This window comes from Streptomyces sp. NPDC002076 (assembly GCF_053593835.1).
The window spans coordinates 1-24,957 of record NZ_JBSFDI010000013.1 but is presented as its reverse complement, the minus strand read 5'-3'; the positions used below and the strand labels follow the sequence as shown (position 1 = coordinate 24,957).

Here is a 24,957-nt window from a genome sequence, read left to right as displayed (position 1 = left end):
TTCGCAACGCTTACAACGCTGTTACGTTCCTGGTCGCTCGGCGGCCGCAACGGCGCAGTCGGCATCACACGGGCTAAACCCTCAAGGAGAACTCATGCGGCGTGGCATAGCGGCCTCCGCGCTGGTGGCGTCCCTCGCCCTCGCGGCGACGGCCTGCGGCGGCGGGAGCAGCAGCGACAGCGGTAAGTCGGACGGCCCGGTGACCATCACCTGGTGGGACACCTCCAACGCCACGAACGAGGCGCCGACGTACCAGGCCCTGATCAAGCAGTTCGAGGCTGCCAACAAGAACATCAAGGTCAAGTACGTCAACGTCCCCTTCGACCAGGCGCAGAACAAGTTCGACACCGCGGCCGGCTCCAAGGGTGCCCCGGACGTGCTGCGCTCCGAGGTCGGCTGGACCCCGGCCTTCGCCAAGAAGGGCTACTTCCTGCCGCTGGACGGCACCGAGGCCCTCGCCGACCAGGCCAAGTTCCAGCCCAGCCTGATCAAGCAGGCCCAGTACCAGGGCAAGACCTACGGCGTGCCGCTGGTCACCGACACCCTGGCCCTCGTCTACAACAAGGCCCTGTTCAAGAAGGCCGGCATCACCGAGGCCCCCAAGACCTGGGACGAGCTGAAGTCCGACGCCGCCAAGGTCCAGGCCAAGACCGGCCAGTTCGGCTACTGGGGCTCCACCCAGGCCTACTACGCCCAGTCCTTCCTCTACGGCGAGGGCACCGACACCGTCGACGCGACCGCCAAGAAGATCACCGTGGACTCGGCCGCCGCCAAGAAGGCGTACGGCACCTGGCTGAGCACGTTCTCCGGCAAGGGTCTGCACAAGGCCGACACCACCGCCGACGCCTACGCCCACATCCAGGACGCGTTCGTCAACGGCAAGGTCGCCGCAATCATCCAGGGCCCCTGGGAGATCACGAACTTCTACAAGGGCAGCGCCTTCAAGGACAAGTCCAACCTCGGCATCGCCACCGTCCCGGCCGGCTCCAGCGGCAAGGCGGGCGCCCCGACCGGCGGTCACAACCTCGCGGTCTACGCCGGCTCGGACAAGTCCCACCAGGACGCGGCGCTGAAGTTCGTGAAGTTCATGACCTCGGCGGCCTCCCAGGAGACCATCGCGCTGAAGAACTCCACCCTGCCCACGCGTGAGGACGCCTACACCGCCCAGGTCAAGGCCGACCCCGGCATCGCCGGCTACCAGGCCGTCCTGCCCGCCGCCCAGCCCCGCCCGGCGCTGCCGGAGTACAGCAGCCTGTGGGGTCCGCTCGACACCGAGCTGCCGAAGATCGCCGACGGCAAGGAGTCGCTGGATAAGGGCCTGAGCAACGCCGAGGTCGCCATCGCCAAGCTGGTGCCCGACTTCAGCAAGTGACGCCCGGGTGGCCGCCGGATCCTCTCGTCAGGAGGGGAAGGATCCGGCGGCCACCGCCCTGTGCCCGGCCCAACCCCTGATCGTTTTGAAGGTGTCGAACCATGACAGTCGCCATCGACCGCGCGACCGGCAAGCGCCGCGGTGACCGCGCGCCTCGGCCCGGGCTGGGGCAGCGCATCAAGAACGGCTACCAGAGGTACTGGTACGCCTACGCGATGATCGCCCCGGTGGTCGTCGTGCTCGCCGTGATCGTGGGATATCCGCTGCTCCGCGGCGTCTACCTGACGCTCACCGACGCCAACAGCCTGAACTCGGCGCGCACGATCGGCGTCAACCACATCCCGGCCACCTACAAGTTCATCGGGTTCGGCAACTACAAGGACATCCTGTTCGGCCCGCTGTCCTACGACCGGTTCTGGTCGCACTTCCTGTGGACCGTGGTGTGGACGGCCGCCTGTGTGGCCCTGCACTACACCATCGGCCTGGGCCTCGCGCTCATGCTCAACGAGAAGCTGCGCGGCCGCACCTTCTACCGCGTGCTGCTGGTCCTGCCCTGGGCCGTGCCGACCTTCGTCACCGTCTTCTCCTGGCGGATCATGCTCTCCGACTCCGGCGTGATCAACCAGATACTGCAGGCCGTCCACCTGCCCCAGCCGCAGTGGCTGGAGGACACCTTCTGGCAGCGGTTCGCCGCGATCATGGTCAACACCTGGTGCGGTGTGCCGTTCATGATGCTCTCGCTGCTGGGCGGGCTGCAGTCCATCGACTCCTCGCTCTACGAGGCCGCCGAGATGGACGGCGCCAGTGCCTGGCAGCGCTTCCGGCACGTCACCCTGCCGGGCCTGAGGTCCGTCAGCTCCACCGTCGTCCTCCTCGGCATCATCTGGACCTTCAACCAGTTCGCCATCATCTTCCTGCTGTTCGGCCCGACCAGCGCCCCCGACGCCCAGATCCTCGTCACCTGGGCGTACTTCCTGGGCTTCGGACAGCAGCCGCGCGACTTCGCCCAGTCCGCCGCGTACGGCGTACTGCTGCTGTCGATCATCACCGTCTTCACCTCCTTCTACTTCCGCTGGCTGAAGCGCAATGACCAGCTCGCCGTCTGACGCCGCAGGAGCCGCCGCCATGAGCACCACGACCCTGGAAAAGACCGAGGCCGGGCCCACCCCTGCCGCGCAGCCCGCGCGCCGCGCCCGCCGGCGCGGCGAACGCGGCCCCCTCGGCGCCGCCCTCCTGCACGGCGGCCTCGCCCTCGCGAGCCTGATCGCGCTCGCCCCGGTGGCCTGGCTGATCTTCCTGTCGCTCGGCCCCGAGAAGGACGACTATCTGCACCCGGGCAAGATCCTGGGCAAGCTCAGCTTCTCCAACTACAGCTTCGTGCTGCAGCACACCGGCTTCTTCGACTGGTTCAAGTCGACGATGATCGTGGCCGGCGGCACCACCCTGATCGGCGTCTTCGTCGCCGCCACCACCGGCTACGCGGTCTCCCGGATGCGCTTTCCCGGCTACAAGCAGCTGATGTGGGTCCTGCTGCTCACCCAGGCCTTCCCGATCGCCATCCTGATCGTGCCGATGTACGAGATCTTCAGCCAGCTCGATCTCATCGACACCTACTGGGCGCTGATCGTCATCAACTGCACCACCGCCGTGCCGTACAGCGCCTGGCTGCTCAAGGGGTACTTCGACACCATCCCCTTCGAGATCGACGAGGCCGGACGCGTCGACGGACTGAGCCCCTTCGGCACCTTCTTCCGGCTGATCCTGCCGCTGGCCCGCCCGGGCCTCGCCGTCGCCGCGTTCTACAACTTCATCACCGCCGTCGGCGAGGTCGCCTTCGCGACCACCTTCATGCTGGACGACTCGAAGTACACCTTCGCCGTCGGTCTGCAGACCTTCGTCAGCGAGCACGACGCCCAGTGGAACTACATGGCCGCCACCGCCGTGCTGATCGCGATACCCGTGTCGGTGTTCTTCTACCTCGTGCAGAAGAACCTCGTCACCGGTCTCACCGCCGGCGGAACGAAGGGCTGACGCCCACCCCGGGACTCCCGCGCGCCTCACCGCGCGGGTAGGCGGCCGCGGTGCCCATCCGACCCCGCTGTCACCGCGGCCGCCTCGCACACGCACCCCGGCCCACCGCATCCGCCGCCGTATCACCCACGCGCCCATGACCCGAACCCCGTTACACACAAGGACGCCATGAGCCAGCAGCCCCCCGCCGCACCGGCCCACCACTCCACCGTCGCAGCCGTCGCCGACCGCCGCCGTGACTGGTGGCGGGACGCGGTCATCTACCAGGTCTATCCGCGCAGCTTCGCCGACAGCAACGGCGACGGCATGGGCGACCTGGAAGGCGTACGCTCCCGCCTGCCCTATCTGCGTGACCTCGGCGTCGACGCCGTGTGGCTCAGCCCCTTCTACGCCTCCCCGCAGGCCGACGCGGGCTACGACGTCGCCGACTACCGTGCCGTCGACCCGATGTTCGGCAACCTGCTCGACGCCGACGCGCTGATCCGCGACGCCCACGAGCTGGGACTGAGGATCATCGTCGACCTCGTGCCGAACCATTCCTCCGACCAGCACGAGTGGTTCAAGCGCGCCCTCGCCGAGGGCCCCGGCTCCCCGCTGCGCGAGCGCTACCACTTCCGCCCCGGCAAGGGGAAGAACGGCGAACTCCCGCCGAACGACTGGGAGTCCATCTTCGGCGGCCCCGCCTGGACGCGCGTGACCGAGCCGGACGGCACCCCGGGCGAGTGGTACCTGCACCTCTTCGCGCCCGAGCAGCCCGACTTCAACTGGGAGCACCCGGCCGTCGGCGACGAGTTCCGCTCCATCCTGCGCTTCTGGCTGGACATGGGCGTGGACGGTTTCCGCATCGACGTGGCCCACGGCCTGGTCAAGGCCGACGGTCTGCCCGACCTCGGCTCCCACGACCAGCTCAAGCTGCTGGGCAACGATGTCATGCCGTTCTTCGACCAGGACGGCGTCCACGCGATCTACCGCCAGTGGCGCCGCATCCTGGACGAGTACGCGGGCGAGCGCATCTTCGTCGCCGAGGCCTGGACCCCGACCGTCGAGCGCACCGCGAACTACGTCCGCCCGGACGAGCTGCACCAGGCCTTCAACTTCCAGTACCTGAGCACCGAGTGGGACGCGAAGGAGCTGCGTACGGTCATCGACCGCACGCTGGAGGCCATGCGCCCGGTCGGCGCGCCCGCCACCTGGGTGCTGTCCAACCACGATGTCACCCGGCACGCCACCCGCTTCGCCAACCCGCCCGGCCTCGGCACCCAGATCCGCACGGCGGGCGACAGGGCACTGGGCCTGCGCCGGGCCCGCGCCGCCACCCTCCTCATGCTGGCGCTGCCCGGCTCGGCGTACGTCTACCAGGGCGAGGAACTGGGCCTGCCGGACGTCGTCGACCTGCCCGACGAGGTGCGCCAGGACCCGGCGTACTTCCGCGGCGCCGGCCAGGACGGCTTCCGCGACGGCTGCCGGGTGCCGATCCCGTGGACCCGCGAGGGCTCCTCGTACGGCTTCGGCGCCGGCGGCAGCTGGCTCCCGCAGCCGGCGAGCTGGGGCGAGCTGAGCGTGGAGGCCCAGACGGGCGTCCCCGGCTCGACGCTGGAGCTGTACCGCGCGGCCCTGGCCGCGCGCCGGACGCAGCCCGACCTGGGCGCGGGCGACGCGGTGGAGTGGCTGCGGGCACCCGAGGGCGTCCTGGCCTTCCGGCGCGGGGAGTTCGTGTGCGTCGCGAACACCACGGGGGAGTCGGTGGCGATTCCGGCGTACGGCCGTGTGCTCCTCGCCAGCGGTGAGGTGACCGAGGCCGACGACGAGACCAAGGTGCCCGCCGACACGACGGTGTGGTTCACGACCGTCTGACACAGGGCTGCCTGACGTCCGTCGACAAGTTCTTGCATCAACTTCACAACGGCCCGCTGTCTTTCAGGCAGCGGGCCTTTAACATCTGCGTCACCGCAAGTTTGCTGAAACATTGCAGCAAGCGCCTTCAGCGGTCTTTCCCCAGCCTTCAAGGACGAAGGACCCCCACATGGCACGCAGACACATGGCACGCAGAACCCTCTCCGCGGTGGCCGCCCTCACGGCCGCCGCTCTGATTGGCATGAACCCGACCACCGCCGACGCGTCCCCGCCCGGCACCAAGGACGTCACCGCCGTCATGTTCGAGTGGAACTACGCCTCGGTGGCCCGCGAGTGCACCACCACCCTCGGCCCCGCCGGCTACGGATACGTCCAGGTCTCCCCGCCCGCCGAGCACATACAGGGCTCGCAGTGGTGGACGTCGTACCAGCCGGTGTCGTACAGGATCGCGGGCCGGCTCGGTGACCGGACCGCCTTCAAGAACATGATCGACACCTGTCACGCGGCCGGCCTGAAGGTCGTCGTCGACACCGTCGTCAACCACATGTCGGCGGGCAGCGGCACCGGCACCGGCGGCTCGACGTACAGCAAGTACGACTATCCGGGCCTGTACTCGTACCCGGACTTCGACGACTGCACCTCCCAGGTCACCAACTACCAGGACCGCTGGAACGTCCAGCACTGCGAACTCGTCGGCCTGGCCGACCTGGACACCGGCGAGGAGTACGTCCGCAAGACCATCGCCGGCTACATGAACGACCTGCTCTCCCTGGGCGCCGACGGCTTCCGCATCGACGCGGCCAAGCACATCCCGGCGGACGACCTGGCCAACATCAAGAGCCGCCTGACGAACCCGTCCGTGTACTGGAAGCAGGAGGTCATCTACGGCGCGAACGAGGCCGTCCAGCCCTCCGAGTACACCGGCAACGGAGACGTCCAGGAGTTCCGCTACGCCTACGACCTCAAGCGCGTCTTCAACAACGAGAAGCTGGCCTACCTCAACAACTTCGGCGAGGGCTGGGGCTATCTGAGCAGCTCGGTGGCCGGCGTCTTCGTCGACAACCACGACACCGAGCGCAACGGCTCGACCCTGAACTACAAGGACGGCGCCAACTACACCCTGGCCAACGTCTTCATGCTCGCCTGGCCGTACGGCGCCCCCGACATCAACTCCGGCTACGAGTGGTCGGACGCGGACGCGGGCCCGCCCAACAACGGGCAGGTCAACGCCTGCTGGCAGGACGGCTGGAAGTGCCAGCACGCCTGGCCGGAGATCATCCGCATGGTCGCCTTCCGCAACGCGACCCGCGGTCAGGCCGTCTCCGACTGGTGGGACGACGGCAACAACGCGATCGCGTTCGGGCGGGGCGGCAAGGGATATGTGGCCATCAACCACGAGTCGGGCAGCCTGACCAGGACGTACCAGACCTCCCTGCCCGCGGGCACGTACTGCAATGTCCAGAACAACACCACGGTGACGGTGAACTCCAGTGGGCAGTTCACCGCCACCTTGGGCTCGAACACGGCGCTCGCGCTCTACGCCGGGAAGTCGAGCTGCTGAGCCCGGACGACTACTTCCAGGCGTCGCGCGTCGTGTAGCCGGACGAACTGCCCGTCGTGTACGAGCGGTTCGTCCCGGACTCCCAGGTCACGTTCCCGGAGCCGTCCTTCTTGAGGTACTTGTACTCGAAGGCCGTGCTCTTGGGGACGATGACCAGCCTGCTCCAGTTCGGGTAGGAGGCGGAGGACAGCGGGACGGCGTCGCTGGTGTTCCAGGAGCCGAGGGACGGGATGGAGCCGACGACGTAGACGTTGGTGCCCCAGTCGGTCGTCGCGTTCTCGTTGAAGGTGACGTCGGTGGCGTCGGCGTCCGCCACGGTCCAGGAGTTGTTGAGCGAGAGGGCCGACGTGGTCGCGGTCGCCGACCTGTTGGCGTTCGACTCCCACGTCACATTGCCCGAGCTGTCCTTCTTGATGAATTTGTAGGCGAAGGACGTGTTGACCGGCACGCTCACCTCGCCCGACCAGACCGGATACCCGGAGGACGACAGCTGGATCGCCTTCGAGGTGTCCCAGCCGCCCAGCGCCGAGATGGACCCGACGACGTACACGTTGGTGCCGGACGTCGTGGACGCGTACTCGTTGAAGGTCGCGCTGACCGTGTCGCCGGAGCTGCCGCCCGCGTCGCCGCAGCCCACCGTGCAGGTGTAGGAGGAGTTGTAGAAGGCGACGGCGCTCTTCGCCGGGACGGTGATCGACGCGCTGCCGCACGACACGGTCACCGTCGTCGCGCCACCGTCGACGACGTTCTTGTACGTGCCGTCCGCCATGCCCGTCGACTCCGGCCAGTGCGAGGGTGCCCGCGGCCGCGGCGGTCGGGGTCCGGCGGAGGACACCCGGGGGTCAGTGTCTGCTCATGTGCGGCTTCGAAAGAAGGGACAGCGTTCAACAACCCGTGAACGTGAGGGAGTTGAGAGAGGGGCGTCAAGGTTGACGCTGAAACTTCTTGCTATGAGTTTCAAGACTCTTGCTGTAAACCTTTCGTCGGCGATACGGTCGCGCGGGGTCGGACCCAAGAGAGCCGCATTCGCTAGGAGTTACCGCCTGTGATACCGAGAGCGAGACGGGCCGCGGCCGTCACCGCCGCAGCCCTCGCCGCCGCACTGATCCAGCCACTGGCCGCCCATGCGGCCACCCCGCCCGAGCCCCCCTCGGACGCGGCCCTGGCCGCCCAGCCCGCCCGGCACGACGACACCCGTGAGCAGTTCTACTTCGTCATGCCGGACCGTTTCGCCAACGGCGACACGTCCAACGACCGGGGCGGACTGACCGGCTCCCGCCTCAGCACCGGCTACGACCCCACCGACAAGGGCTTCTACCAGGGCGGCGACCTCAAGGGCCTGACCAAGAAGCTGGACTACATCAAGGGCCTCGGCACCACCGCCATCTGGATGGCCCCCATCTTCAAGAACCGCCCCGTGCAGGGCACGGGCAGCAACGCCTCCGCCGGCTACCACGGCTACTGGATCACCGACTTCACCCAGGTCGACCCGCACTTCGGCACCAACAAGGACCTCAAGACCCTCATCTCCAAGGCGCACGCCAAGGGCATGAAGGTCTTCTTCGACGTCATCACCAACCACACCGCCGACGTCGTGGACTACCAGGAGAAGTCCTACGACTACCTCTCCAAGGGCGCCTTCCCGTACCTCACCAAGGACGGCCGCCCCTTCGACGACGCCGACTACGCGGACGGCACCAGGAGGTTCCCGGCCGTCTCCAGCGCCTCCTTCCCGTACACCCCGAAGGTCACCAGCCGGTCCAAGGTCCCTGCCTGGCTCAACGACCCGACGATGTACCACAACCGGGGCGACTCGACGTACGCCGGCGAGTCCACCACCTACGGCGACTTCTCCGGCCTGGACGACCTGTGGACCGAGCGTCCCGAGGTCGTCCACGGCATGGAGAAGATCTACGAACGGTGGGTGAAGGACTTCGCCGTCGACGGCTTCCGGATCGACACCGTCAAGCACGTCGACATGCCGTTCTGGACCCAGTGGGCGACCGCGCTCGACAAGTACGCCGCGGCGCACGGGCGGAGGAACTTCTTCATGTTCGGCGAGGTCTACTCCGCCGACACCTCCATCACCTCCCCGTACGTCACCCAGGGCCGCCTCGACGCCACCCTCGACTTCCCGTTCCAGGACGCGGCCCGCGCCTACGCCTCCCAGGGCGCGAGCGCCCAGAAGCTGGCGGGCGTCTTCGGCGACGACTACAAGTACACGACCGACAAGGCCAACGCGTACGAGCAGGTCACCTTCCTCGGCAACCACGACATGGGCCGCATCGGGTACTTCCTCAAGCAGGACAACCCGAAGGCCACCGACGCCGAGATCCTGAAGAAGGACGAGCTCGCCAACGAGCTGATGTTCCTCAGCCGCGGCAACCCGGTCGTCTACTACGGCGACGAGCAGGGCTTCACCGGCTCCGGCGGCGACAAGGACGCCCGCCAGACCATGTTCGCCTCCAAGGTCGCCGACTACCTCGACGACGACGAGATCGGCACCGACCGCACCCACGCCAGCGACTCGTACGACACCCGCGCGCCGCTGTACCGGCAGATCGCCGACCTCTCGAAGCTCCGCGAGGCCAACCCTGCCCTGACCGACGGGGTCCAGACCCAGCGCTACGCGGCCGACAGCGCCGGCGTCTACGCGTTCACCCGTACGGACGCGAAGACCGGGCAGGAGTACGTCGTCGCCCTCAACAACGCCGACTCGGCGCGGACGGCCACCTTCGCGACCGGCTCCGCCGGCATGGCGTACCGGGGCATCCACGGCGCCACCGACTCCGTGACGTCCGGCGGCGACCGCAAGGTCACCATCTCCGTCCCGGCCGAGTCCGCCGTCGTCTACAAGGCCACCGGCACCCTCGCCAAGCCCACCGCCGCACCGACGATCACCCTGAAGGCGCCGGCGGCCGGAGCCACCGGCACCGTGGAGATCGGCGCCGATGTCGACGGCGGTCAGCTCAACCGGGTCGTCTTCGCCGCCCAGGTCGGAAACGCCAAGTGGCAGGTGCTGGGCTCCGCCGACCACGCCCCCTACAAGGTCACCCAGACCCTCGGCAAGGACGTGCCGGCCGGGACCGCGCTGCGCTACAAGGCCGTCGTGATCGACTCGGCCGGGCACACCGCGAGCACCACGGCGAGCAGCACCTCCGGCACCCCGCCCGCGCCCGAGGTCCCCACGGCCTCCGCCCGCGACTACGTGATCGTCCACTACAAGCGCACCGACGGCGACTACGGCAACTGGGGCCTGTACGCCTGGGGCGACATCGCCGACGGCGAGGCCACCAACTGGCCCGCCAGCCACCCGTTCACCGGCCGGGACGCCTATGGCGCCTTCGCCTGGGTCAAGCTCAAGCCCGGCGCCTCCAACGTCGGCTTCCTGGTCATCGACAAGAACGGCAACAAGGACGTCTCCGCCGACCGGAGCATCGACGTCACCAGGACGGGTGAGGTCTGGGTCGAGCAGGGGAAGACGGACGTACTGACGCAGAAGCCCGACTATCCGGCGCAGGACACGACCAAGGCGGTCATCCACTACCACCGGGCGGACGGCAACTACGACGGCTGGGGCCTGCACGTCTGGACGGGTGCCGCGAACCCCACCGACTGGTCGAACCCGCTGAAGCCGGTGAAGACTGACGCCTATGGCGCGGTCTTCGAGGTGCCGCTCACCGCGGGTGCCACCAGCCTCAGCTACATCATCCACAAGGGCGACGAGAAGGACCTGGCTGCGGACCAGTCCCTCGATCTCAAAGCCAACGGCCACGAGGTGTGGCTGTTGAACGGCCAGGAGAAGTACCTGCTGCCGCAGCCGGCGGGCAGCTCGGCCGCCCTCGACCTGAGCACCTCCAAGGCGATCTGGATCGACCGGGACACCGTCGCCTGGAACGGCGCGGACGGCGCCGCCTCCACCCAGCTGCTGTACTCCCTGGACGGCTCGATCGCGGTCAAGGACGGGGCGCTGACCAGCGACGACGAGCGCTGGATCCGGCTGGAGAAGACCACGCTGACCGACGCCCAGAAGGCGAAGTTCCCGCACCTGAAGGACTACGCCGCCTGGTCCGTCGACCCCCGTGACCGGGACCGGGTGCGCCAGGCGCTGAAGGGCCGGCTCGTCGCCTCGCAGCGGGCCGCCAACGGTGCCGTCCTGGCCGCGACCGGGGTGCAGATCGCGGGGGTGCTGGACGACCTCTACCCCGGCGCGACCAAGGCTCGGCTCGGGCCGGTCTTCCATGACGGCAGGCCCACGCTCTCCGTCTGGGCACCGACGGCACAGAGCGTCGCGCTGGAGCTGGACGGCTCGACCCACGCCATGCACCGCGACGACACCACCGGCGTCTGGTCCGTCACCGGCCCGGCGTCCTGGAAGGGCAAGACCTACCGGTACGTCGTGAAGGTCTGGGCGCCCAGCGTCCGCAAGATGGTCACCAACAAGGTCACCGACCCCTACTCGGTCGCCCTCACCGCGAACTCCGAGCGCAGCCTCGTCGTCGACCTGAACGACAAGGCCCTCGCCCCGAGCGGCTGGTCGGCCCTGCACAAGCCCAAGGCCGTACCGCTGAAGGACGCGCAGATCCAGGAGCTGCACATCCGGGACTTCTCGGTCGCCGACAAGACCGTCCCGGCCCAGGACCAGGGCACCTACCTGGCCTTCACCGACAAGAACAGCGACGGCTCCAGGCACCTGAGGGAGCTGGCCAGGGCGGGCACGTCGTACGTGCATCTGCTGCCCGCGTTCGACTTCGCCACGGTCCCCGAGAAGAAGGCCGACCAGGCGAGTCCCGGCTGCGATCTGGCCTCCTACGCGGCCGACTCCGACCAGCAGCAGGCGTGCGTGGCGAAGACCGCCGCGAAGGACGCCTACAACTGGGGCTACGACCCGTACCACTACACGGTCCCCGAGGGCTCGTACGCCACCGACCCGGACGGCACCGCCCGTACGGTCCAGTTCCGCAGGATGGTCCAGGCGCTCAACCGGGACGGCCTGCGGGTCGTCATGGACGTCGTCTACAACCACACGGCGGCCAGCGGCCAGGCGGACACCTCCGTCCTCGACAAGATCGTGCCGGGCTACTACCAGCGGCTCCTGGCCGACGGGTCGGTGGCCAACAGCACCTGCTGCGCCAACACCGCACCCGAGAACGCGATGATGGGCAAGCTGGTCGTGGACTCGATCGTCACCTGGGCCAAGGAGTACAAGGTCGACGGGTTCCGCTTCGACCTCATGGGCCACCACCCCAAGGCCAACATCCTCGCGGTCCGCAAGGCCCTCGACGCCCTGACCCTGGAGAAGGACGGCGTCGACGGCAAGAAGATCATCCTGTACGGCGAGGGCTGGAACTTCGGCGAGGTCGCGAACGACGCCCGCTTTGTGCAGGCCACGCAGGCGAACATGGCCGGCACCGGCATCGCCACCTTCTCCGACCGCGCCCGTGACGCGGTGCGCGGCGGCAGCCCCTTCGACTCCGACCCCGGCATCCAGGGCTTCGCGTCCGGGCTGTACACCGACCCCAACTCCTCCACCGCCAACGGCTCGAAGGAGGAGCAGAAGGCGCGCCTGCTGCACTACCAGGACCTGATCAAGGTCGGGCTGTCCGGAAACCTCGCGAAGTACCACTTCACGGACACCGACGGCAAGGAGGTCACGGGAGCGGAGATCGACTACAACGGCTCGCCCGCCGGCTACGCGGACGCACCCGGCGACGCCCTCGCCTATGTGGACGCGCACGACAACGAGTCCCTCTTCGACGCCCTGACCTACAAGCTCCCGAAGGACACCTCCGCGTCCGACCGGGCCCGCATGCAGGTCCTGGCGATGGCCACGGCCGTCCTGTCGCAGGGGCCGGCCCTGTCCCAGGCGGGCACCGACCTGCTGCGCTCGAAGTCGCTGGACCGCAACTCCTTCGACAGCGGGGACTGGTTCAACGCCATCCACTGGAACTGCGCCGACGGCAACGGCTTCGGCCGCGGGCTGCCCATGGCGGCCGACAACCAGTCCAAGTGGGACTACGCCCGCCCGCTGCTGACCAGCGTGCAGGTCGGCTGCCCGCAGATCGACGGCGCCTCCGCCGCCTACCAGGACCTGCTGAGGATCCGCACGACCGAGAAGGCGTTCTCGCTCGGTACGGCCGCACAGGTGCAGGACCAGCTGTCCTTCCCGCTGTCCGGCAAGGACGAGACACCGGGTGTGATCACGATGAGGCTCGGTGACCTGGTCGTCGTCTTCAACGCCACCCCGCAGCGGCAGGAGCAGCGGATCGGCGACCTGGCCGGGACGCGGTACCAACTGCACCCGGTGCAGGCCTCCGGCGCCGACCCGGTGGTGAAGACCTCCGCCTACGCGGCCGACTCGGGCACGTTCAGCGTCCCGGCGCGGACGGTGGCGGTGTTCACCCGGGCGGGGAAGTAGGGTCTGGGCGTCGTCGTAGAACAGGAGTGCCCATGCCGCAGATCACCGTCGACTACTCGCACCCGGTGGAAGACACCTTCGACCTGGAGGGCTTCGCGCGGGCGATGCACGAGGCGACCGTCGAGATCGCCGCGGCCAAGCCCGAGGCGTGCAAGACGCTGTTCCGGTACAGCGACCACTGCGCGTTCGGGTACGAGGACCCCGGGGCCGGCGGGCACGCCATCTTCCATGTGACCATCGGACTCCTCGCCGGGCGTAGCGAGGAGACGAAGGCGAGGCTCACCGAGGCCGCGCTGGAGCTGCTGCGGACGTACGTGCAGCCGGAGGAGGGGGTCATCGTGCACGCCTCCGCCGAGGTCCGTGACCTCGCCCCGTCCTACCGGAAGTTCGACCGGTGACGGTCTAGGCACCGAGGGCGATGAGCCGGCCGACCAGCTCCGCGAAGGGGCCGTCGGCCGGCTCGTCCTTGACCATGGTCTTCAGCAGGGCCGCCATCTCCTCGTCGTAGGCGGCACTGACGGCGGCCAGTGCGGCGAAGTCGTGCACGAGCTGGAGCTCCAGTTCGGCACGCGGGATGCGCCGGCCGTCCAGCCAGATCAGCGCGGTCGACTCGGCGAGCGAGATCCAGGAGCGGACGACCAGCTCCAGCCGCGGGGGCGCCTCCGAGACCTGGAGGTGCGACAGGATCTGGTCGTAGGCGGCCTGCCGTACGGAGTCGATGAGCGCGTTGGTCGCCGACGAGCCGACCGCCGGCCCGCCGCGCATCAACGCCGAGAAACCGGGCCCGTGCTCGTCCACGAAGTCGAAGTAGCGGCGCATCACGCGCAGCAGCCGGGCGCCGAGCGGGCCCTCGTGCGGCTCGCCGAAGCGGCCCGCGAGATCCTCCGCGGCGCGCTTCAACGCGGCCTCGTACAGGCTGAGTTTGCCGGGGAAATAGTGATACACGAGCGGGCGTGAGATGCCCGCGGCCGACGCTATCTCGTCGATGGAGACCTCGTCGGGCGAGCGTCGGCTGAACAGGTCGAGGGCGACGCCGATCAACTGCTGCCGCCGCTCCTCGACACCCATCCTGCGGCGAACCCCGGTACGCATGCGAACACCTTACCGATCGGATTCGGCCGCAGGTGATCACATGTCGAGCACCAAACGATCGCTGCGGGCCCGCGAGACGCAGATCAGCATCGAGTCGGCGCGCTCCGCGTCGGTCAGCAGCTCGTCCCGGTGGTCGATCTCCCCTTCCAGCACCCGCTGTTGGCAGGTCCCGCAGAAGCCCTGCTCGCACGAGTAGGCGGTGTCCGGCAGTTCGCCGCGTACGGCGGCGAGCACGGTGGAGTCGGCGGAGACGTCCAACGTCCGCCCGGTACGCCGCAGTTCGACCTGGAACCCGGTGTTGCCGTCGGACGACGTACGGGGCGCGAACCGTTCGAGACGGACGTCCGGGAAGCGTGCCGCGACGGCCGCCATGAGTCCCTCGGGACCGCAGCAGTAGACGGCGGCCCCCTCGCCCACCTCCAGCACGTCGAGGTCCGGTCGCCCCTCCACGACGGTCACCCGCCCGCGGCCTCGGTTTCGCTCGCCCGGGGGGACCCCCGTGCCGCCCAGCTTCTCGACCTCCTCCAGGAACGGCATCGAGGCCCGGTCGCGCCCCGCGTAGAGCAGCCGCCAGTCGGCGTGCTCCGGCAGTGCCCGCAGCATCGGCAGCAACGGGGTGATGCCGATCCCGCCCGCGACGAAGACGTACGACTCCGCCTCGACCAGCGGAAAACGGTTCCGCGGCCCCCGCACCTCCAGTTCCATGCCCTCCGTGACCTGCTCGTGCACCTCCCGCGAGCCGCCCCGCCCGTCCGCGACCAGCCGGGTCGCGACCGTGTACGAGGAGGTGTCCTCGGGGTCCCCGCACAACGAGTACTGCCGGACAAGACCCGACGGCAGGACGAGGTCGAGATGCGCTCCGGGCTCCCAGCGCGGCAAGTCCCGCCCCTCCAGGCGGAGTTGCACAACCCCTTCGGCCACCGTCTCGCGGGAGGCCACCAGCAGCCGCAGCGCACGCGAGCGCGGCCGGCCCGAGGTGGGCTCCGCCAGCGCGGGCATCGGCCACAGCGGCGAGACCTGGATCCGGCGGCGCAGCGCCCCCCGGGCCAGCAGGGCGGCGCCCGCGACGAGCACGACCGTACGCAGCTTCGGCATCAGGCGGCCCTCCTCTGCGCCGCAGTGGCCGCCGGGGAGGCGGCCAGATAGGCAACGGCCTGCTCGGTGTCGCCCTCCTGCGAGGGGTGGTAGTCGCGGCTCAGATAGCGGGGGATGGACCTGAGCATGTCCCCGGTCGCGGGCAGCAGGCCCCGCCTGCCCCGGACGTAGAAGTCCTTGAAGGAGGCCTTGCCGTCGATGAGGGTCGGGTCGTTCTCCATGAAGAACCGCGCCCCGCGCTGCCACAGGAACACCAGCGCCGAGAAGGCCGTCGCCCAGGTGCGGACGCGTCGGCGGTAGCTGCCGTCGACGTGCAGGAACAGCTCGAAGGCGACGGAGCGGTGCTCGACCTCCTCCGCGCCGTGCCAGCGCAGCAGGTCCAGCATGGTCGGGTCGGCACCACGCCGGTCCAGCTCCTCGGCGTTGAGCACCCAGTTGCCGAGGAACGCGGTGTAGTGCTCGATGGCCGCGATGAGCGCGACCCGCTCCATCAGCCACCACCGGCGCGCCCTGCCCGGCGGCAGCGTCCGGTCGCCGAGCAGCTTCTCGAAGAACCAGTCGACCTGCGCGGTGTACGGCGTCGGGTCGAGCCCCTGCTCGCGCAGATGCGGCAGCACCTCGTCGTGGGCCTGGGAGTGCATGGCCTCCTGGCCGATGAACCCGATGACGTCCTCGCGGAGCCGTTCGTCGCGGATGTACGGCAGCACCTGCTTGTACACGTGCACGAACCAGCGCTCACCGGCGGGCAGCAGCAGGTGCAGCACGTTGATGGTGTGCGTGGTGAAGGGATCCTCCGGCACCCAGTGCAACGGCGTGCCGTCCCAGGAGAAGGACACCTTGCGTGCCTTGAGCGGCACCCGGGCCTGCGTGTTAGACATGGCGTCAATGTACTGACGGGTAGGCGCTCTGAGAACCCCTGGGGCAAGCCTTATTTACGCCGCTGTCAGCAAAGGCTCTACCGCAACCCGCTGACCTCGGTCCCGTCCACCAGCGTGCCCTTCAGCGAGGCCTGAGCCCCCTTCTCCGCCCGGGCGACCAGGAACTGCCCCTGCCCGGCCGCGGTGACTCCGCCGCCCGCCTGGATCGACGCCGTGTCCTTGTCGCCCGCCGCCAGCAGGTACCAGTGCCCGGCCGCGGACTTCCACAGCACCCCGGCCAGCACATGGGGATCGCGCGGCCCGCAGGCCCGCGCGTCCGTGCCCTTGGCGACCGCCGCCCCCACCGCCGCGCCCGGCGTGCGGAACTGGGCCAGCGCGGCCGTACCGTCGCCGCGCCAGGTCTCGGCCCTGGTGCACACCCACCCGGCGGCCCCGCTGCCGTCGGGCAGCGGCTGGTCGGCGAACGCCCAGGCGTTGACGCTGCGCACCCCGGCGGAGCGCTCCGCCTGAAGCGAGCAGGCGAACGGCGCCCAGGCCTTCAGCCCGGCCCGGCCGGACGCCGCGCCCGCCGATCCCGGCCGCCCGGCGGTCAGCCGTGCCGGAACCAACTCGCCCAGGTCGGTGGTGAGTTCGGTGCCCGAGGCGTCGGTCAGCTGGAGCACGGTCCAGGAGGTGCAGCTGCCGGGCCGCAGCGCCGGGCTGGACAGCGGCCCGGTGATCCCGTCGGTGAGGGTCAGCGGGGTCGCGGCCGCGTCCGGCTTCGTCAGGTCCCGCGAGGCCGCCTTCTTCACCCAGGGCGCGGTCAGATAGCGGACGTTGCCGTCGGAGCGGCCCAGCACCAGGGCGTTCGCCTCGGCGCCGGTCGCGCCGTCGACCCGGGCGAGGTCGAGGGCCGCGCCCGGGGTGCCGTCGACCGGCTCGGCGTAGCGGGCGATGCGCAGACCGTCGTAGAGCAGCACCACGCGCGCGTTGTCGACCTGGCCCGCGTACAGCAGCTGGGGCGGGCCGGCCGGGCCGCCGGTCTGGGTGCCGGGGGTCGCCGAGACCCGGACCGTCGCGCCGGGGCGGGCCCATACCGCGAGGGCTCGGCGCAGCAGGGCCGTGTCGCCGGTGAGCGGGCCGCGCGCGGGCCACACCGAGAAGTCGGTGCGGGCGGCGGACTCCCAGTCGACGGGGGAGACCCGGATCAGCCGGGCGGGGTCGAGGGCGGCCTCGGCGGAGGGGTTCTCGGCGTAGACCGGCGCGGCGGCACCGTCCGGGCCCCAGCCGTCGCCCGGCAGGGCGAGCAGCGCCCCGCACACCGCGAGCGCCGCGGCGGCGGCGAGGGCGGCCTTGGTGTGCTGGCGGCGGCGCATCAGATCGGTGGGCCGGGCCTGGAGCAGACAGGGGTCGAACTCGGCGGAGGAGAGCAGCACGGGCTGCGTGGGCACGCCGTTCGCCGAGGCCAGCGCGCCGCCCGCGTCGTCCACCCCGGCCGCCGTGAGCAGACCCCGGATCTCGGCGTCGGACAGCTTCTCCAGGCCGCGCAGCACATACGCGGCGCGGCCCGGGCCGGACAGGGCGGACAGCCGCTGGTCCAGGGCGAGTTCGTCGGCGCCGCCCGAGCGCGGGAACAGCCTCAGGCCCCACACCTGGGGCAGCAGTGGCGGCAGCTGGGAGAGCCTGGGCAGGCCCTTGCGGGGCCGGGCCGCCTCCAGGGCCGTACGCAGGACGCGCTCGCGCAGGAAGGCGTACCCCGGGTCGCCCGCGTGCCCGGAGGCCTGGGCCGGGATCGCGGACCGCTGCCCCCGGCCTCTGGGCAGGGCGCGCTGGACGAGCGCGTGCGCGGTCAGCACCCGGCGACTGCGGCCGAGGCTCGACGGCAGCACCAGGTAGGCGATCCGGACCAGCCGTGGATAGTGCTCGACGAGCGCGGCCTCGGCCTGCTCGACATCGACCGGTCCGGAGTTCTTGGAGGTCAGTGCGTGACGCGGGGCTACATCCTGTGACTGCACGTCATGGAGAACGAGCCGGCAGTCGGTTGGTCACCACCGGATGGGTGATCCCCGGATTTGAGCGCACGGCGGCCCGGAGCCGTATCCGAAGGAGCTGAGGCATGCTTGGCCCACTGGACCGGAGGAACAGATGAAGGTGACACGACTGCTGCCGGCCGCCGTGGCCGTACTGGCGCTGGCGGGCTGCGGTTCGGGCGGGGACACCAAGGCGGTCCCGCCCACCGCGACCGGCAGCCTGGAGAGCCTGGCCGCCGAGGTGAAGTGCACACCGAACATGCAGATCGACTCCGACGAGGTCCGTCAGGCGATCTGCAAGAACCACGACGGCAGGTTCGTCTTCGCCACCTTCGCCACCGACCGCGGCCAGCGCGAGTGGATCAACGACGCGAAGGACTACGGCGGTTACTACCTCGTCGGCCGCAAGTGGGTGGCCGTCGGCGACGACGGGGTCGTCAAGGCGCTGCGCGGCACCCTCGGCGGGGACGTGGAGATGGGCACGAACCATGCGGCCCACGCCGGGCACGGCGGCTGAGACGTTCCGTCGAAGCGGGCACGCACACGGGAAGGCCGGTGACGGGAGGGGGATCCGTCACCGGCCTCGCTCTGTGGCCCGCGTCAGGCGGTCAGGCGCAGTTCCGCCCGCTGTTGATGCAGTTGGCGATCCGGTTCGCCAGGCCACCGGTCGTGACGCTGATGAAGTCGTCGTGATCGGTGATGGCCTTGTGCAGCTCCTCCGGGAAGCCGTCGACCGCGTAGGCGTTCTTCACCGTGCCGTCCGCCTGGATGACGGGCTGCGGCACGTTGTACACCAGGCGCATCGTCAGCTGCGGGATCGCCTTGAAGCCGTTCGGGCAGACACCGCTCCCGGGATCGGCGAAGGCCACGTGCGTGCGGTGGTTGGCACTGTCGATGTTCTGGCCGTCCCAGCAGCTCTGGAAGGCGAACGAGCGCACCACCTTGCTGCCCGCCGGGCAGATCGGGTACTTGTCCGTCAACTGAACCCTGTTCTCGAAGCCGGTGCAGCTCCAGTGCGCGTTGGCGTTGGCCGGGCCGTTGACGAAGGCCTTGGCGTCACCCGTGATGATCCGCAGGAACTGCGGCATCGCGACGACCTTGCTCGCCGGGCTGCCCACGTACTTGATCTGGGCCTGCTGGGCGACCAGGATCTTGCCGACGTTGAGGTCCTTGCCGCCGCCGTCCGCGTTGGCGTCCTTCTCCTGGGTGCCGTCCTGCTCGCGGATGACCGGCCAGTAGTACGCCGACAGGTCGTTCCGGTTCTGGCAGCTGGTGCCGCCCTGCAGGAAGGTGTTGTTGCTGGCGAAGGCGTTGACCTTCTGGTTGCCGACGTAGTCGTGGACGTGGTGGGCGCCGTTGGTCACGCCGGGCGCGACGATCACGTTGTCGCTGTTGTGGTTCTGGTTCGCGTTCACACCGCAGCGCGTGGTGAACGTGCCCGTCGAGGCGTTGGGGGTCTTGTTCGGCTTGGACAGGACGTTCGGCGCGACCTTGGTGATGTCCACGAAGTCGGCCGCGGAGGGGCCGTCACCGCCCTGACCACCGTTGTTGGCCTGCTGCTGACCACCCTGCTGGCCGCCTTGCTGCTGGCCGCCGTTGTTCTGTTGCTGGCCACCACCGTTCTGTTGCTGGCCACCGCCGTTCCCCCCGGCGGTGGTCTGGTTGGCGGTCTGCGTCGTACAGGCGGCGAGCTGCTGGATCGCGTTGTCGAAGGAACCGCCGACCCGCTGGATGTCGATCCGGATCCGGTCGATCGTCGCCGCCCGCTTCTCCTTGAGCGGACCGGTGATCGCGTTCTGTACGAAGCTCGGATCCTTGGCCTGCGCGTCCCGCGTGGAGGCGAGCCGGGTGTAGGCCTCGGTGATCTGCTTGTCGAGGTTGGCCAGCTCCGTCGCCACGCCCTGGCGGGCCCGCCACGGCACGTTCGTAAGCTTCTGCTGGACGTCCGGGCAGGAGATGGTCGCGACCTGCGCCGTCGCGGCCTTCGTCTGGTTGCCTCCCCACGTCTGGTTGTTCGACTCGTGCGCAGAGGCGTAGAAGTTCGCCCAGATCAGCCCGCCCCCACCGAGCGCTAGGGCCGCCGATGCGGCTATGGCCTTGGCGGCCAACGGCGTACGGCGTTTTCGTGTGTTGCGTCCCATGGAACTCCTCTGACTTCCTTGCGGGGCAGCATCGGGGCGCCCGACAGGAGTGAAGCGGCGCCCTTCCATACGGACGCCGCCCCAGAGGTGTTCACCCGTCTCACAAATTCCTCGCAGAAACAGGGGAGTTGGCTGGTCAGCGGTCCCGGTCCAGATAGGCGAGGACCGCCAGCACCCGCCGGTTGTCGTCGTCCGACACCTCCAGGCCCAGCTTGGTGAAGATGTTGGAGGTGTGCTTGGCGATGGCGCGTTCGGTCACCACCAGCTGGGCCGCGATGCCCGCGTTCGACCGGCCCTGCGCCATCAGCTCCAGCACCTCCAGCTCGCGCGGGGTGAGCCCCGAGAGCGGTCGGCCGTCGCCCGCCCGGCGGGACAGCAGCTGCTGGATCACCTGCGGGTCCATCGCCGTACCGCCGGCCGCGACCCGTCGTACGGCGTCCACGAACTGCTCGGCGTCGAACACCCGGTCCTTCAGCAGATACCCGATCCCGCCGTTGCCGTCCGCGAGCAGCTCGCGCGCGTACAGCTGCTCCACGTGCTGGGACAGGACCAGCACCGGCAGCCCGGGCCGCGCCTTCCGGGCCGCGAGCGCGCACTGCAGGCCCTCGTCGGTGTGCGTGGGCGGCAGCCGTACGTCCACCACGGCCACGTCCGGCTCCAGCTCGGCCAGCGCCCGGCTCAGTTCGGGACCGGACTCGACGGCGGCCACGATCTCGAAGCCGAAGGCCTCCAGCATCCGCACCAGCCCGTCGCGCAGCAGGAAGAGGTCTTCGGCTAGGACAACGCGCACGGCATCTCCATGGTCACCAGGGTGGGGCCGCCGACGGGGCTGCTGACGGCCAGGACGCCGTCGAATGTACCGAGCCGGCGTTCGACCCCGGCGAGCCCCGACCCGGCGCCGACCGCCGCGCCGCCCCTGCCGTTGTCGGTGACCGTGATCCGCAGCCGGCCCGCGGCATGGTGCACGTCGACCCAGACCCGGTCGGCGCCGGAGTGCTTGGCGGCGTTGGTGAGCACCTCGCTCACCGCGAAGTAGGCCGCCGACTCCACCGGCGCGTCCGCCCGGCCGGGCAGCTCCACGGTCACCTCGGCCGGCAGCGGCAGCCGCAGCGCCAGCGCCCGTACGGCGTCGCCGAGCCCGCGTTCGGCGAGGACCGGCGGGTGGATGCCGCGCACCAGGTCGCGCAGTTCCTCCAGGGCCTCGGCGGAGTTCTGGCGGGCCTGGGCGAGCAGCCGCTTCGCCTGGGCCGGGTCCCGCTCCACGAGCAACTCGATGGTGCCGAGGTCCATGCCCATCGCGACCAGCCGGGCCTGCGCCCCGTCGTGCAGATCGCGCTCGATGCGCCGCAGCTCGGCGGCCGAGGTGTCCACCGCGTCCCGCCGGGTCTCGGTCAACACCCTCACGCGCTCGGCGAGTTCGCCGTCGGCGGGGCCGAGGACGGCCCGGGTGAGCCGGAAGTGCGCGGTCAGCAGGGCCGGGGTGTAGCGCCGGGCGACGCCGAGGAGGACGAGGGCGAGGACCGCCGCGCCGATGGCACTCACCTCTCCGGTGACCGGGACGAACGCGTACCAGTAGGTGCCGCCGTGCGTGTACGGCCGCCACAGCCCGAAGGGCAGCATCAGACCCTCGACGGGGAAGAACAGCAGCACGGCCGGGAGCAGCGCGGTGACGAAACCGGCCGTGACGTCCACCGGCAGCCAGCGCACGTCCCGCCAGGTCTGGGGGTCGCCCAGCATGGTGAAGGTGCGGGTCCACGGGTTGGTGCCGCGGGGGATCGGCCGGTACGCCGCCCGGACCCGCACCCCGCACCACTCGCCCGCCAGCCTGCGGCGCACGTCCGCCAACGCGCGAACGCCCGTCAGCACGGCCGGAGTCGTCACCAGTCCGACGCCGAGGGGGATGAAGGCGAGGGACAGCGGGATCAGCACCAGGAACACTATGCCGAAAGGCAGCACGGTCACTGCCAGCACCAGCCCGCGCACGGCGGCCAGCAGGGCCTCTCGGCTGCGGCCGCTCTTGTCTTCGCTGCTCATGCGGCAAGTCTGGCCGACCCCGGGGCGGGGGTCACTGGCCCGAGGTCCCCTCCTGGGGGGTGATGCCAGGTACACCCCCGCCGCCGGCCAGCACCTTCGCCTCCACCTCCGGATCGACACCCGGGGCCGTCCGGTCCGGCCGCACCGGTGCCACGCCGCCGAGTTCCGTGAGCCAGCGCCAGGTGTCCGCGACCGTCTGTGCGGCCGGGCGGCATTCCAGACCGGTGGCCAGGGCCCGTGACACGTCGGTGCGGTGGGCGCAGTCGTACAGCTCGGTGCCCGGCGGCGCCCACACCGGCAGCTCGGTCCACGGTTCGATACCGGCGGCCAGGATCGCCTCCGGGTCGGTCCAGCGCAGCTCGGCGTCCGCACCGGTGACCCGGACACACTCGTCGAGCAGCTCGCCCATGGTGCTGTGCCCCGGCGGGCCGATCAGGTCGTACGGCCCGCTCAGCGACTGTTCCACCGCTCCCAGGAGCCAGCCCGCCAGGTCGCGGGCGTCGATGAACTGCACCGGCAGCTCGCGCGGCCCCGGCGCCAGCACCGGGCCACCACGGGCGATCCTGGTCAGCCACCAGGGCAGCCTGCCCACGTTCTCGTACGGCCCGAGGATCAGCCCGGCCCGTACCAGCAGCGAGTCCCGCTCGCCGAAGGCCTCGACAGCGGCCAGCTCGCCGCCCCGCTTGTCGCGGGCGTAGTCGGTCGGCCCCGCGTCGGCGGCGGCGCCCTCGACCGGCGCCCCGGCCTCGGCGGTCCCGCCCAGCGTGGGCCAGGGCCAGGCGTACACCGACCGGCTGGAGACGTACACGTACCGTGCGGCACGGCCCCGCAGCAGCCGTGCCGCCGCGAGCACGGCACGCGGCTCGGCCGACCAGGTGTCGATCACGGCGTCCCAGGAGCCGGCGTCTTCGGCAAGCTCGGCGAGGCCGTCCGGTGCGGTGCGGTCGCCGTGCAACGACCGCACCCCCGGCGGGGGTTGATGCCGTCCCCGGTGGAAGACGGTCACCTCCCAGCCGCGCCCCAGCGCGGCCTCGGCCACCGCCCGCCCCACGAACTCCGTACCGCCCAGCACCAGAAGTCTCATACCGGTGATCGTGCCCGCTCCGGGCGCCCGGCGGCAGGTGACTCTGCCGAGGGCAGAGCCGCTCTTCCGGCTGCCGGTCAGCGGCCGGTCGGCGGAGTGTACTTGTAGCCGACCCGGCGCACCGTCTGGATCGTCTGACGGTGCTCGGCGCCCAGCTTGCGGCGCAGCCGGGCGATGTGCACGTCGACGGTGCGGCCGTCGCCGACATGGCCGTAGCCCCACACCGTGGTGACCAGCTGGTCGCGGGTGTGCACTCGGTGCGGATGGGCCACCAGGTGCGCGAGCAGCTCGAACTCCAGGTAGGTGAGGTCGAGTTCGCGGCCGTCGACGCGGGCGGTGCGCTGCACGGGGTCGATCCGCACCAGCGGCTCGGCGGCGCCGGCCCCGGCGGGCGTCTCCGGCTGGTCCGGCACCGCGACCGGCAGGAACGGCGGGTGCTGGTCGGCCGGGACCAGCACCAGGTAGCCGACCATCGGCGGCTGTCCGGGCAGGGTCGGCAGGGTGTGCTGCGGCGCGGGCAGCCAGGTGGCGCCCGGCGGCAGGAGGTCCGCGACGTCGACCACCTCGTCCCGGTCGACGGCGCGCAGCCGGTGCCGGGCGGGGGCGGGGAGGGTGGAGGCGGGGGAGAGAGAACGAGTGGTCGCCATGAGAGGTCAGCTCTTTCGCGCGAGAGGTTCGTCGGTGGGAGCGGCGGCCGCGATTCGTGGTCGGGCGCGCCGGAGGACGTACGTCGTTTCGCGCTGGCCGAAGGCCGGGGGTTACGGCTTTAGAGGGCCCGCGCGTTCACCGCGCGGCAACACACCCGGTCGAAGTCGTGGTGCTGACGGGAAGGCCAGAAGGGCTCGAGGTCATGGCGACCCGTCGCGGTGTACTTCTGGAAGCTGGCCATGGGCCCATTGAAGCAGACGCGGGCGCCGGACAGGACCCCTGCGTGAAAGGTCGTCTCGCTATCCGGACAAGGGCCGTTCAGCCGACCACCGTCGCGGTCGCCGGCAGTTCCCGTACGGCGAACCGGGGGAGGAGGCCGATCGCGGGGAGCGCGGGCAGGGCACCGGGCAGGCCGAAACCGCTCCAGGAGCGGTGGCCGACCCGCCACCGGGCGAGCGGATCCACCGTTTCCTCGGCCCGGCCGGCGACCGTGCCCGCCTCCTTCAGGTGCTGCTCGATCAGCGGCGGCAACGGCGCGCCGGCGGGCCCGAGCCGACCCACGTGCGCCATCCAGTGCGAAGCCGGGCCGGCGACTTCGCGGCCGAGGAGGGCGAGCGCGGGCTACGGATCGCCGGTCACCCGGCACGGAATACGGCAGGGGGGCGCCCGCCGCCAGCAGGCGTTCACGCCCGTCGTACCGATCACCCTGGAGGCGGACAGCCTCGGCAACCAGCTCGATC

21 protein-coding genes are annotated in these 24,957 nt (G+C 70.3%); 9 read left to right on the top strand and 12 right to left on the bottom strand.

Going from position 1 to position 24,957, the window contains the following annotated elements; translation table 11 throughout:
- Positions 1–94 precede the first annotated feature (94 nt).
- From ACWCQS_RS26150 to ACWCQS_RS26130, 5 genes are all read left to right on the top strand, one after another.
- Entirely contained in the window at positions 95–1,372 is a 1,278-nt protein-coding gene (locus ACWCQS_RS26150) for an extracellular solute-binding protein (protein ID WP_451006701.1), read from the top strand.
- 101 nt (positions 1,373–1,473) lie between these two features.
- Positions 1,474–2,478 (top strand): carbohydrate ABC transporter permease, encoded by a 1,005-nt coding sequence (locus ACWCQS_RS26145; protein ID WP_451006700.1) that lies wholly within the window; start codon positions 1,474–1,476, stop codon positions 2,476–2,478.
- A 19-nt stretch (positions 2,479–2,497) separates the two neighbouring features.
- A complete protein-coding gene (locus ACWCQS_RS26140; protein ID WP_451006699.1) occupies positions 2,498–3,403 on the top strand; it encodes a sugar ABC transporter permease in 906 nt (301 codons plus the stop codon).
- A gap of 168 nt (positions 3,404–3,571) precedes the next feature.
- Positions 3,572–5,257 carry a glycoside hydrolase family 13 protein gene (locus tag ACWCQS_RS26135; protein WP_451006698.1) on the top strand — a complete coding sequence of 562 codons (1,686 nt, stop codon included), beginning with the start codon at positions 3,572–3,574 and terminating at the stop codon, positions 5,255–5,257.
- 184 nt (positions 5,258–5,441) lie between these two features.
- Positions 5,442–6,818, top strand: a complete 1,377-nt coding sequence (locus ACWCQS_RS26130; protein ID WP_451006913.1) for an alpha-amylase — start codon at positions 5,442–5,444, stop codon at positions 6,816–6,818.
- Positions 6,819–6,828: 10 nt separating this feature from the next.
- Here ACWCQS_RS26130 and ACWCQS_RS26125 read toward each other — a convergent pair whose 3' ends face one another.
- Entirely contained in the window at positions 6,829–7,587 is a 759-nt protein-coding gene (locus ACWCQS_RS26125; protein WP_451006697.1) for a carbohydrate-binding module family 20 domain-containing protein, read from the bottom strand.
- Positions 7,588–7,863: 276 nt separating this feature from the next.
- Here ACWCQS_RS26125 and pulA point away from each other — a divergent pair, with 276 nt between their 5' ends.
- Both pulA and ACWCQS_RS26115 read left to right on the top strand, forming a co-directional pair.
- Positions 7,864–13,236: a pullulanase-type alpha-1,6-glucosidase gene (gene pulA, locus ACWCQS_RS26120; protein ID WP_451006696.1), complete on the top strand. Its 5,373-nt coding sequence runs from the start codon at positions 7,864–7,866 to the stop codon at positions 13,234–13,236.
- A gap of 32 nt (positions 13,237–13,268) precedes the next feature.
- The gene (locus ACWCQS_RS26115; RefSeq protein WP_451006695.1) at positions 13,269–13,634 is read left to right on the top strand and encodes a 5-carboxymethyl-2-hydroxymuconate Delta-isomerase; all 366 of its coding nucleotides are present in this window, start codon (positions 13,269–13,271) and stop codon (positions 13,632–13,634) included.
- Positions 13,635–13,638: 4 nt separating this feature from the next.
- On the opposite strand, the gene ACWCQS_RS26110 is transcribed toward ACWCQS_RS26115, so the two are convergent.
- From ACWCQS_RS26110 to ACWCQS_RS26095, 4 genes are all read right to left on the bottom strand, one after another.
- Positions 13,639–14,328, bottom strand: coding sequence for a TetR/AcrR family transcriptional regulator (locus ACWCQS_RS26110; protein WP_451006694.1), 690 nt, complete (start codon positions 14,326–14,328; stop codon positions 13,639–13,641).
- Between the two features lie 36 nt (positions 14,329–14,364).
- Entirely contained in the window at positions 14,365–15,423 is a 1,059-nt protein-coding gene (locus tag ACWCQS_RS26105) for a PDR/VanB family oxidoreductase (protein ID WP_451006693.1), read from the bottom strand.
- Positions 15,423–16,301 (bottom strand): metal-dependent hydrolase, encoded by an 879-nt coding sequence (locus ACWCQS_RS26100; protein ID WP_451006692.1) that lies wholly within the window; start codon positions 16,299–16,301, stop codon positions 15,423–15,425. The genes ACWCQS_RS26105 and ACWCQS_RS26100 overlap by 1 nt, the downstream gene beginning before the upstream one ends.
- 77 nt (positions 16,302–16,378) lie before the next feature.
- Entirely contained in the window at positions 16,379–18,295 is a 1,917-nt protein-coding gene (locus ACWCQS_RS26095; RefSeq protein WP_451006691.1) for a hypothetical protein, read from the bottom strand.
- Between the two features lie 130 nt (positions 18,296–18,425).
- Here ACWCQS_RS26095 and ACWCQS_RS26090 point away from each other — a divergent pair, with 130 nt between their 5' ends.
- Positions 18,426–18,827 (top strand): hypothetical protein, encoded by a 402-nt coding sequence (locus ACWCQS_RS26090; protein WP_388621667.1) that lies wholly within the window; start codon positions 18,426–18,428, stop codon positions 18,825–18,827.
- Positions 18,828–18,918: 91 nt separating this feature from the next.
- On the opposite strand, the gene ACWCQS_RS26085 is transcribed toward ACWCQS_RS26090, so the two are convergent.
- The 7 genes from ACWCQS_RS26085 to ACWCQS_RS26055 all read right to left on the bottom strand — a co-directional run bounded on the left by ACWCQS_RS26085 (position 18,919) and on the right by ACWCQS_RS26055 (position 24,778).
- Positions 18,919–20,451, bottom strand: a complete 1,533-nt coding sequence (locus ACWCQS_RS26085) for a DUF1996 domain-containing protein (protein WP_451006690.1) — start codon at positions 20,449–20,451, stop codon at positions 18,919–18,921.
- Positions 20,452–20,587: 136 nt separating this feature from the next.
- Positions 20,588–21,241 carry a LuxR C-terminal-related transcriptional regulator gene (locus tag ACWCQS_RS26080; protein WP_451006689.1) on the bottom strand — a complete coding sequence of 218 codons (654 nt, stop codon included), beginning with the start codon at positions 21,239–21,241 and terminating at the stop codon, positions 20,588–20,590.
- Positions 21,226–22,485: a sensor histidine kinase gene (locus ACWCQS_RS26075; protein ID WP_451006688.1), complete on the bottom strand. Its 1,260-nt coding sequence runs from the start codon at positions 22,483–22,485 to the stop codon at positions 21,226–21,228. Before ACWCQS_RS26075 ends, ACWCQS_RS26080 begins: the two co-directional genes overlap by 16 nt.
- 31 nt (positions 22,486–22,516) lie before the next feature.
- The gene (locus tag ACWCQS_RS26070; RefSeq protein WP_451006687.1) at positions 22,517–23,569 is read right to left on the bottom strand and encodes an NAD-dependent epimerase/dehydratase family protein; all 1,053 of its coding nucleotides are present in this window, start codon (positions 23,567–23,569) and stop codon (positions 22,517–22,519) included.
- 77 nt (positions 23,570–23,646) lie between these two features.
- The gene (locus ACWCQS_RS26065) at positions 23,647–24,216 is read right to left on the bottom strand and encodes a winged helix-turn-helix domain-containing protein (protein WP_451006686.1); all 570 of its coding nucleotides are present in this window, start codon (positions 24,214–24,216) and stop codon (positions 23,647–23,649) included.
- 119 nt (positions 24,217–24,335) lie between these two features.
- Positions 24,336–24,539 (bottom strand): hypothetical protein, encoded by a 204-nt coding sequence (locus ACWCQS_RS26060; RefSeq protein WP_451006912.1) that lies wholly within the window; start codon positions 24,537–24,539, stop codon positions 24,336–24,338.
- The gene (locus ACWCQS_RS26055) at positions 24,536–24,778 is read right to left on the bottom strand and encodes a hypothetical protein (protein WP_451006923.1); all 243 of its coding nucleotides are present in this window, start codon (positions 24,776–24,778) and stop codon (positions 24,536–24,538) included. The genes ACWCQS_RS26060 and ACWCQS_RS26055 overlap by 4 nt, the downstream gene beginning before the upstream one ends.
- On the opposite strand from ACWCQS_RS26055, the gene ACWCQS_RS26050 reads away from it, so the two are divergent.
- The coding region (locus tag ACWCQS_RS26050; protein ID WP_451006685.1) for a hypothetical protein at positions 24,708–24,957 on the top strand (250 nt) is incomplete at its 3' end. The two genes, ACWCQS_RS26055 and ACWCQS_RS26050, sit on opposite strands and share 71 nt — an antisense overlap.

Bases quoted from the DNA above. Each gene is read 5' to 3' on its own strand.
- ACWCQS_RS26150 (WP_451006701.1), top strand. From the start codon at position 95: ATGCGGCGTGGCATAGCGGCCTCCGCGCTGGTGGCGTCCCTCGCCCTC.
- ACWCQS_RS26145 (WP_451006700.1), top strand. From the start codon at position 1,474: ATGACAGTCGCCATCGACCGCGCGACCGGCAAGCGCCGCGGTGACCGC.
- ACWCQS_RS26140 (WP_451006699.1), top strand. From the start codon at position 2,498: ATGAGCACCACGACCCTGGAAAAGACCGAGGCCGGGCCCACCCCTGCC.
- ACWCQS_RS26135 (WP_451006698.1), top strand. From the start codon at position 3,572: ATGAGCCAGCAGCCCCCCGCCGCACCGGCCCACCACTCCACCGTCGCA.
- ACWCQS_RS26130 (WP_451006913.1), top strand. From the start codon at position 5,442: ATGGCACGCAGAACCCTCTCCGCGGTGGCCGCCCTCACGGCCGCCGCT.
- ACWCQS_RS26125 (WP_451006697.1), bottom strand. From the start codon at position 7,587: ATGGCGGACGGCACGTACAAGAACGTCGTCGACGGTGGCGCGACGACG.
- ACWCQS_RS26115 (WP_451006695.1), top strand. From the start codon at position 13,269: ATGCCGCAGATCACCGTCGACTACTCGCACCCGGTGGAAGACACCTTC.
- ACWCQS_RS26110 (WP_451006694.1), bottom strand. From the start codon at position 14,328: ATGCGTACCGGGGTTCGCCGCAGGATGGGTGTCGAGGAGCGGCGGCAG.
- ACWCQS_RS26105 (WP_451006693.1), bottom strand. From the start codon at position 15,423: ATGCCGAAGCTGCGTACGGTCGTGCTCGTCGCGGGCGCCGCCCTGCTG.
- ACWCQS_RS26100 (WP_451006692.1), bottom strand. From the start codon at position 16,301: ATGTCTAACACGCAGGCCCGGGTGCCGCTCAAGGCACGCAAGGTGTCC.
- ACWCQS_RS26090 (WP_388621667.1), top strand. From the start codon at position 18,426: ATGAAGGTGACACGACTGCTGCCGGCCGCCGTGGCCGTACTGGCGCTG.
- ACWCQS_RS26085 (WP_451006690.1), bottom strand. From the start codon at position 20,451: ATGGGACGCAACACACGAAAACGCCGTACGCCGTTGGCCGCCAAGGCC.
- ACWCQS_RS26075 (WP_451006688.1), bottom strand. From the start codon at position 22,485: ATGAGCAGCGAAGACAAGAGCGGCCGCAGCCGAGAGGCCCTGCTGGCC.
- ACWCQS_RS26070 (WP_451006687.1), bottom strand. From the start codon at position 23,569: ATGAGACTTCTGGTGCTGGGCGGTACGGAGTTCGTGGGGCGGGCGGTG.
- ACWCQS_RS26065 (WP_451006686.1), bottom strand. From the start codon at position 24,216: ATGGCGACCACTCGTTCTCTCTCCCCCGCCTCCACCCTCCCCGCCCCC.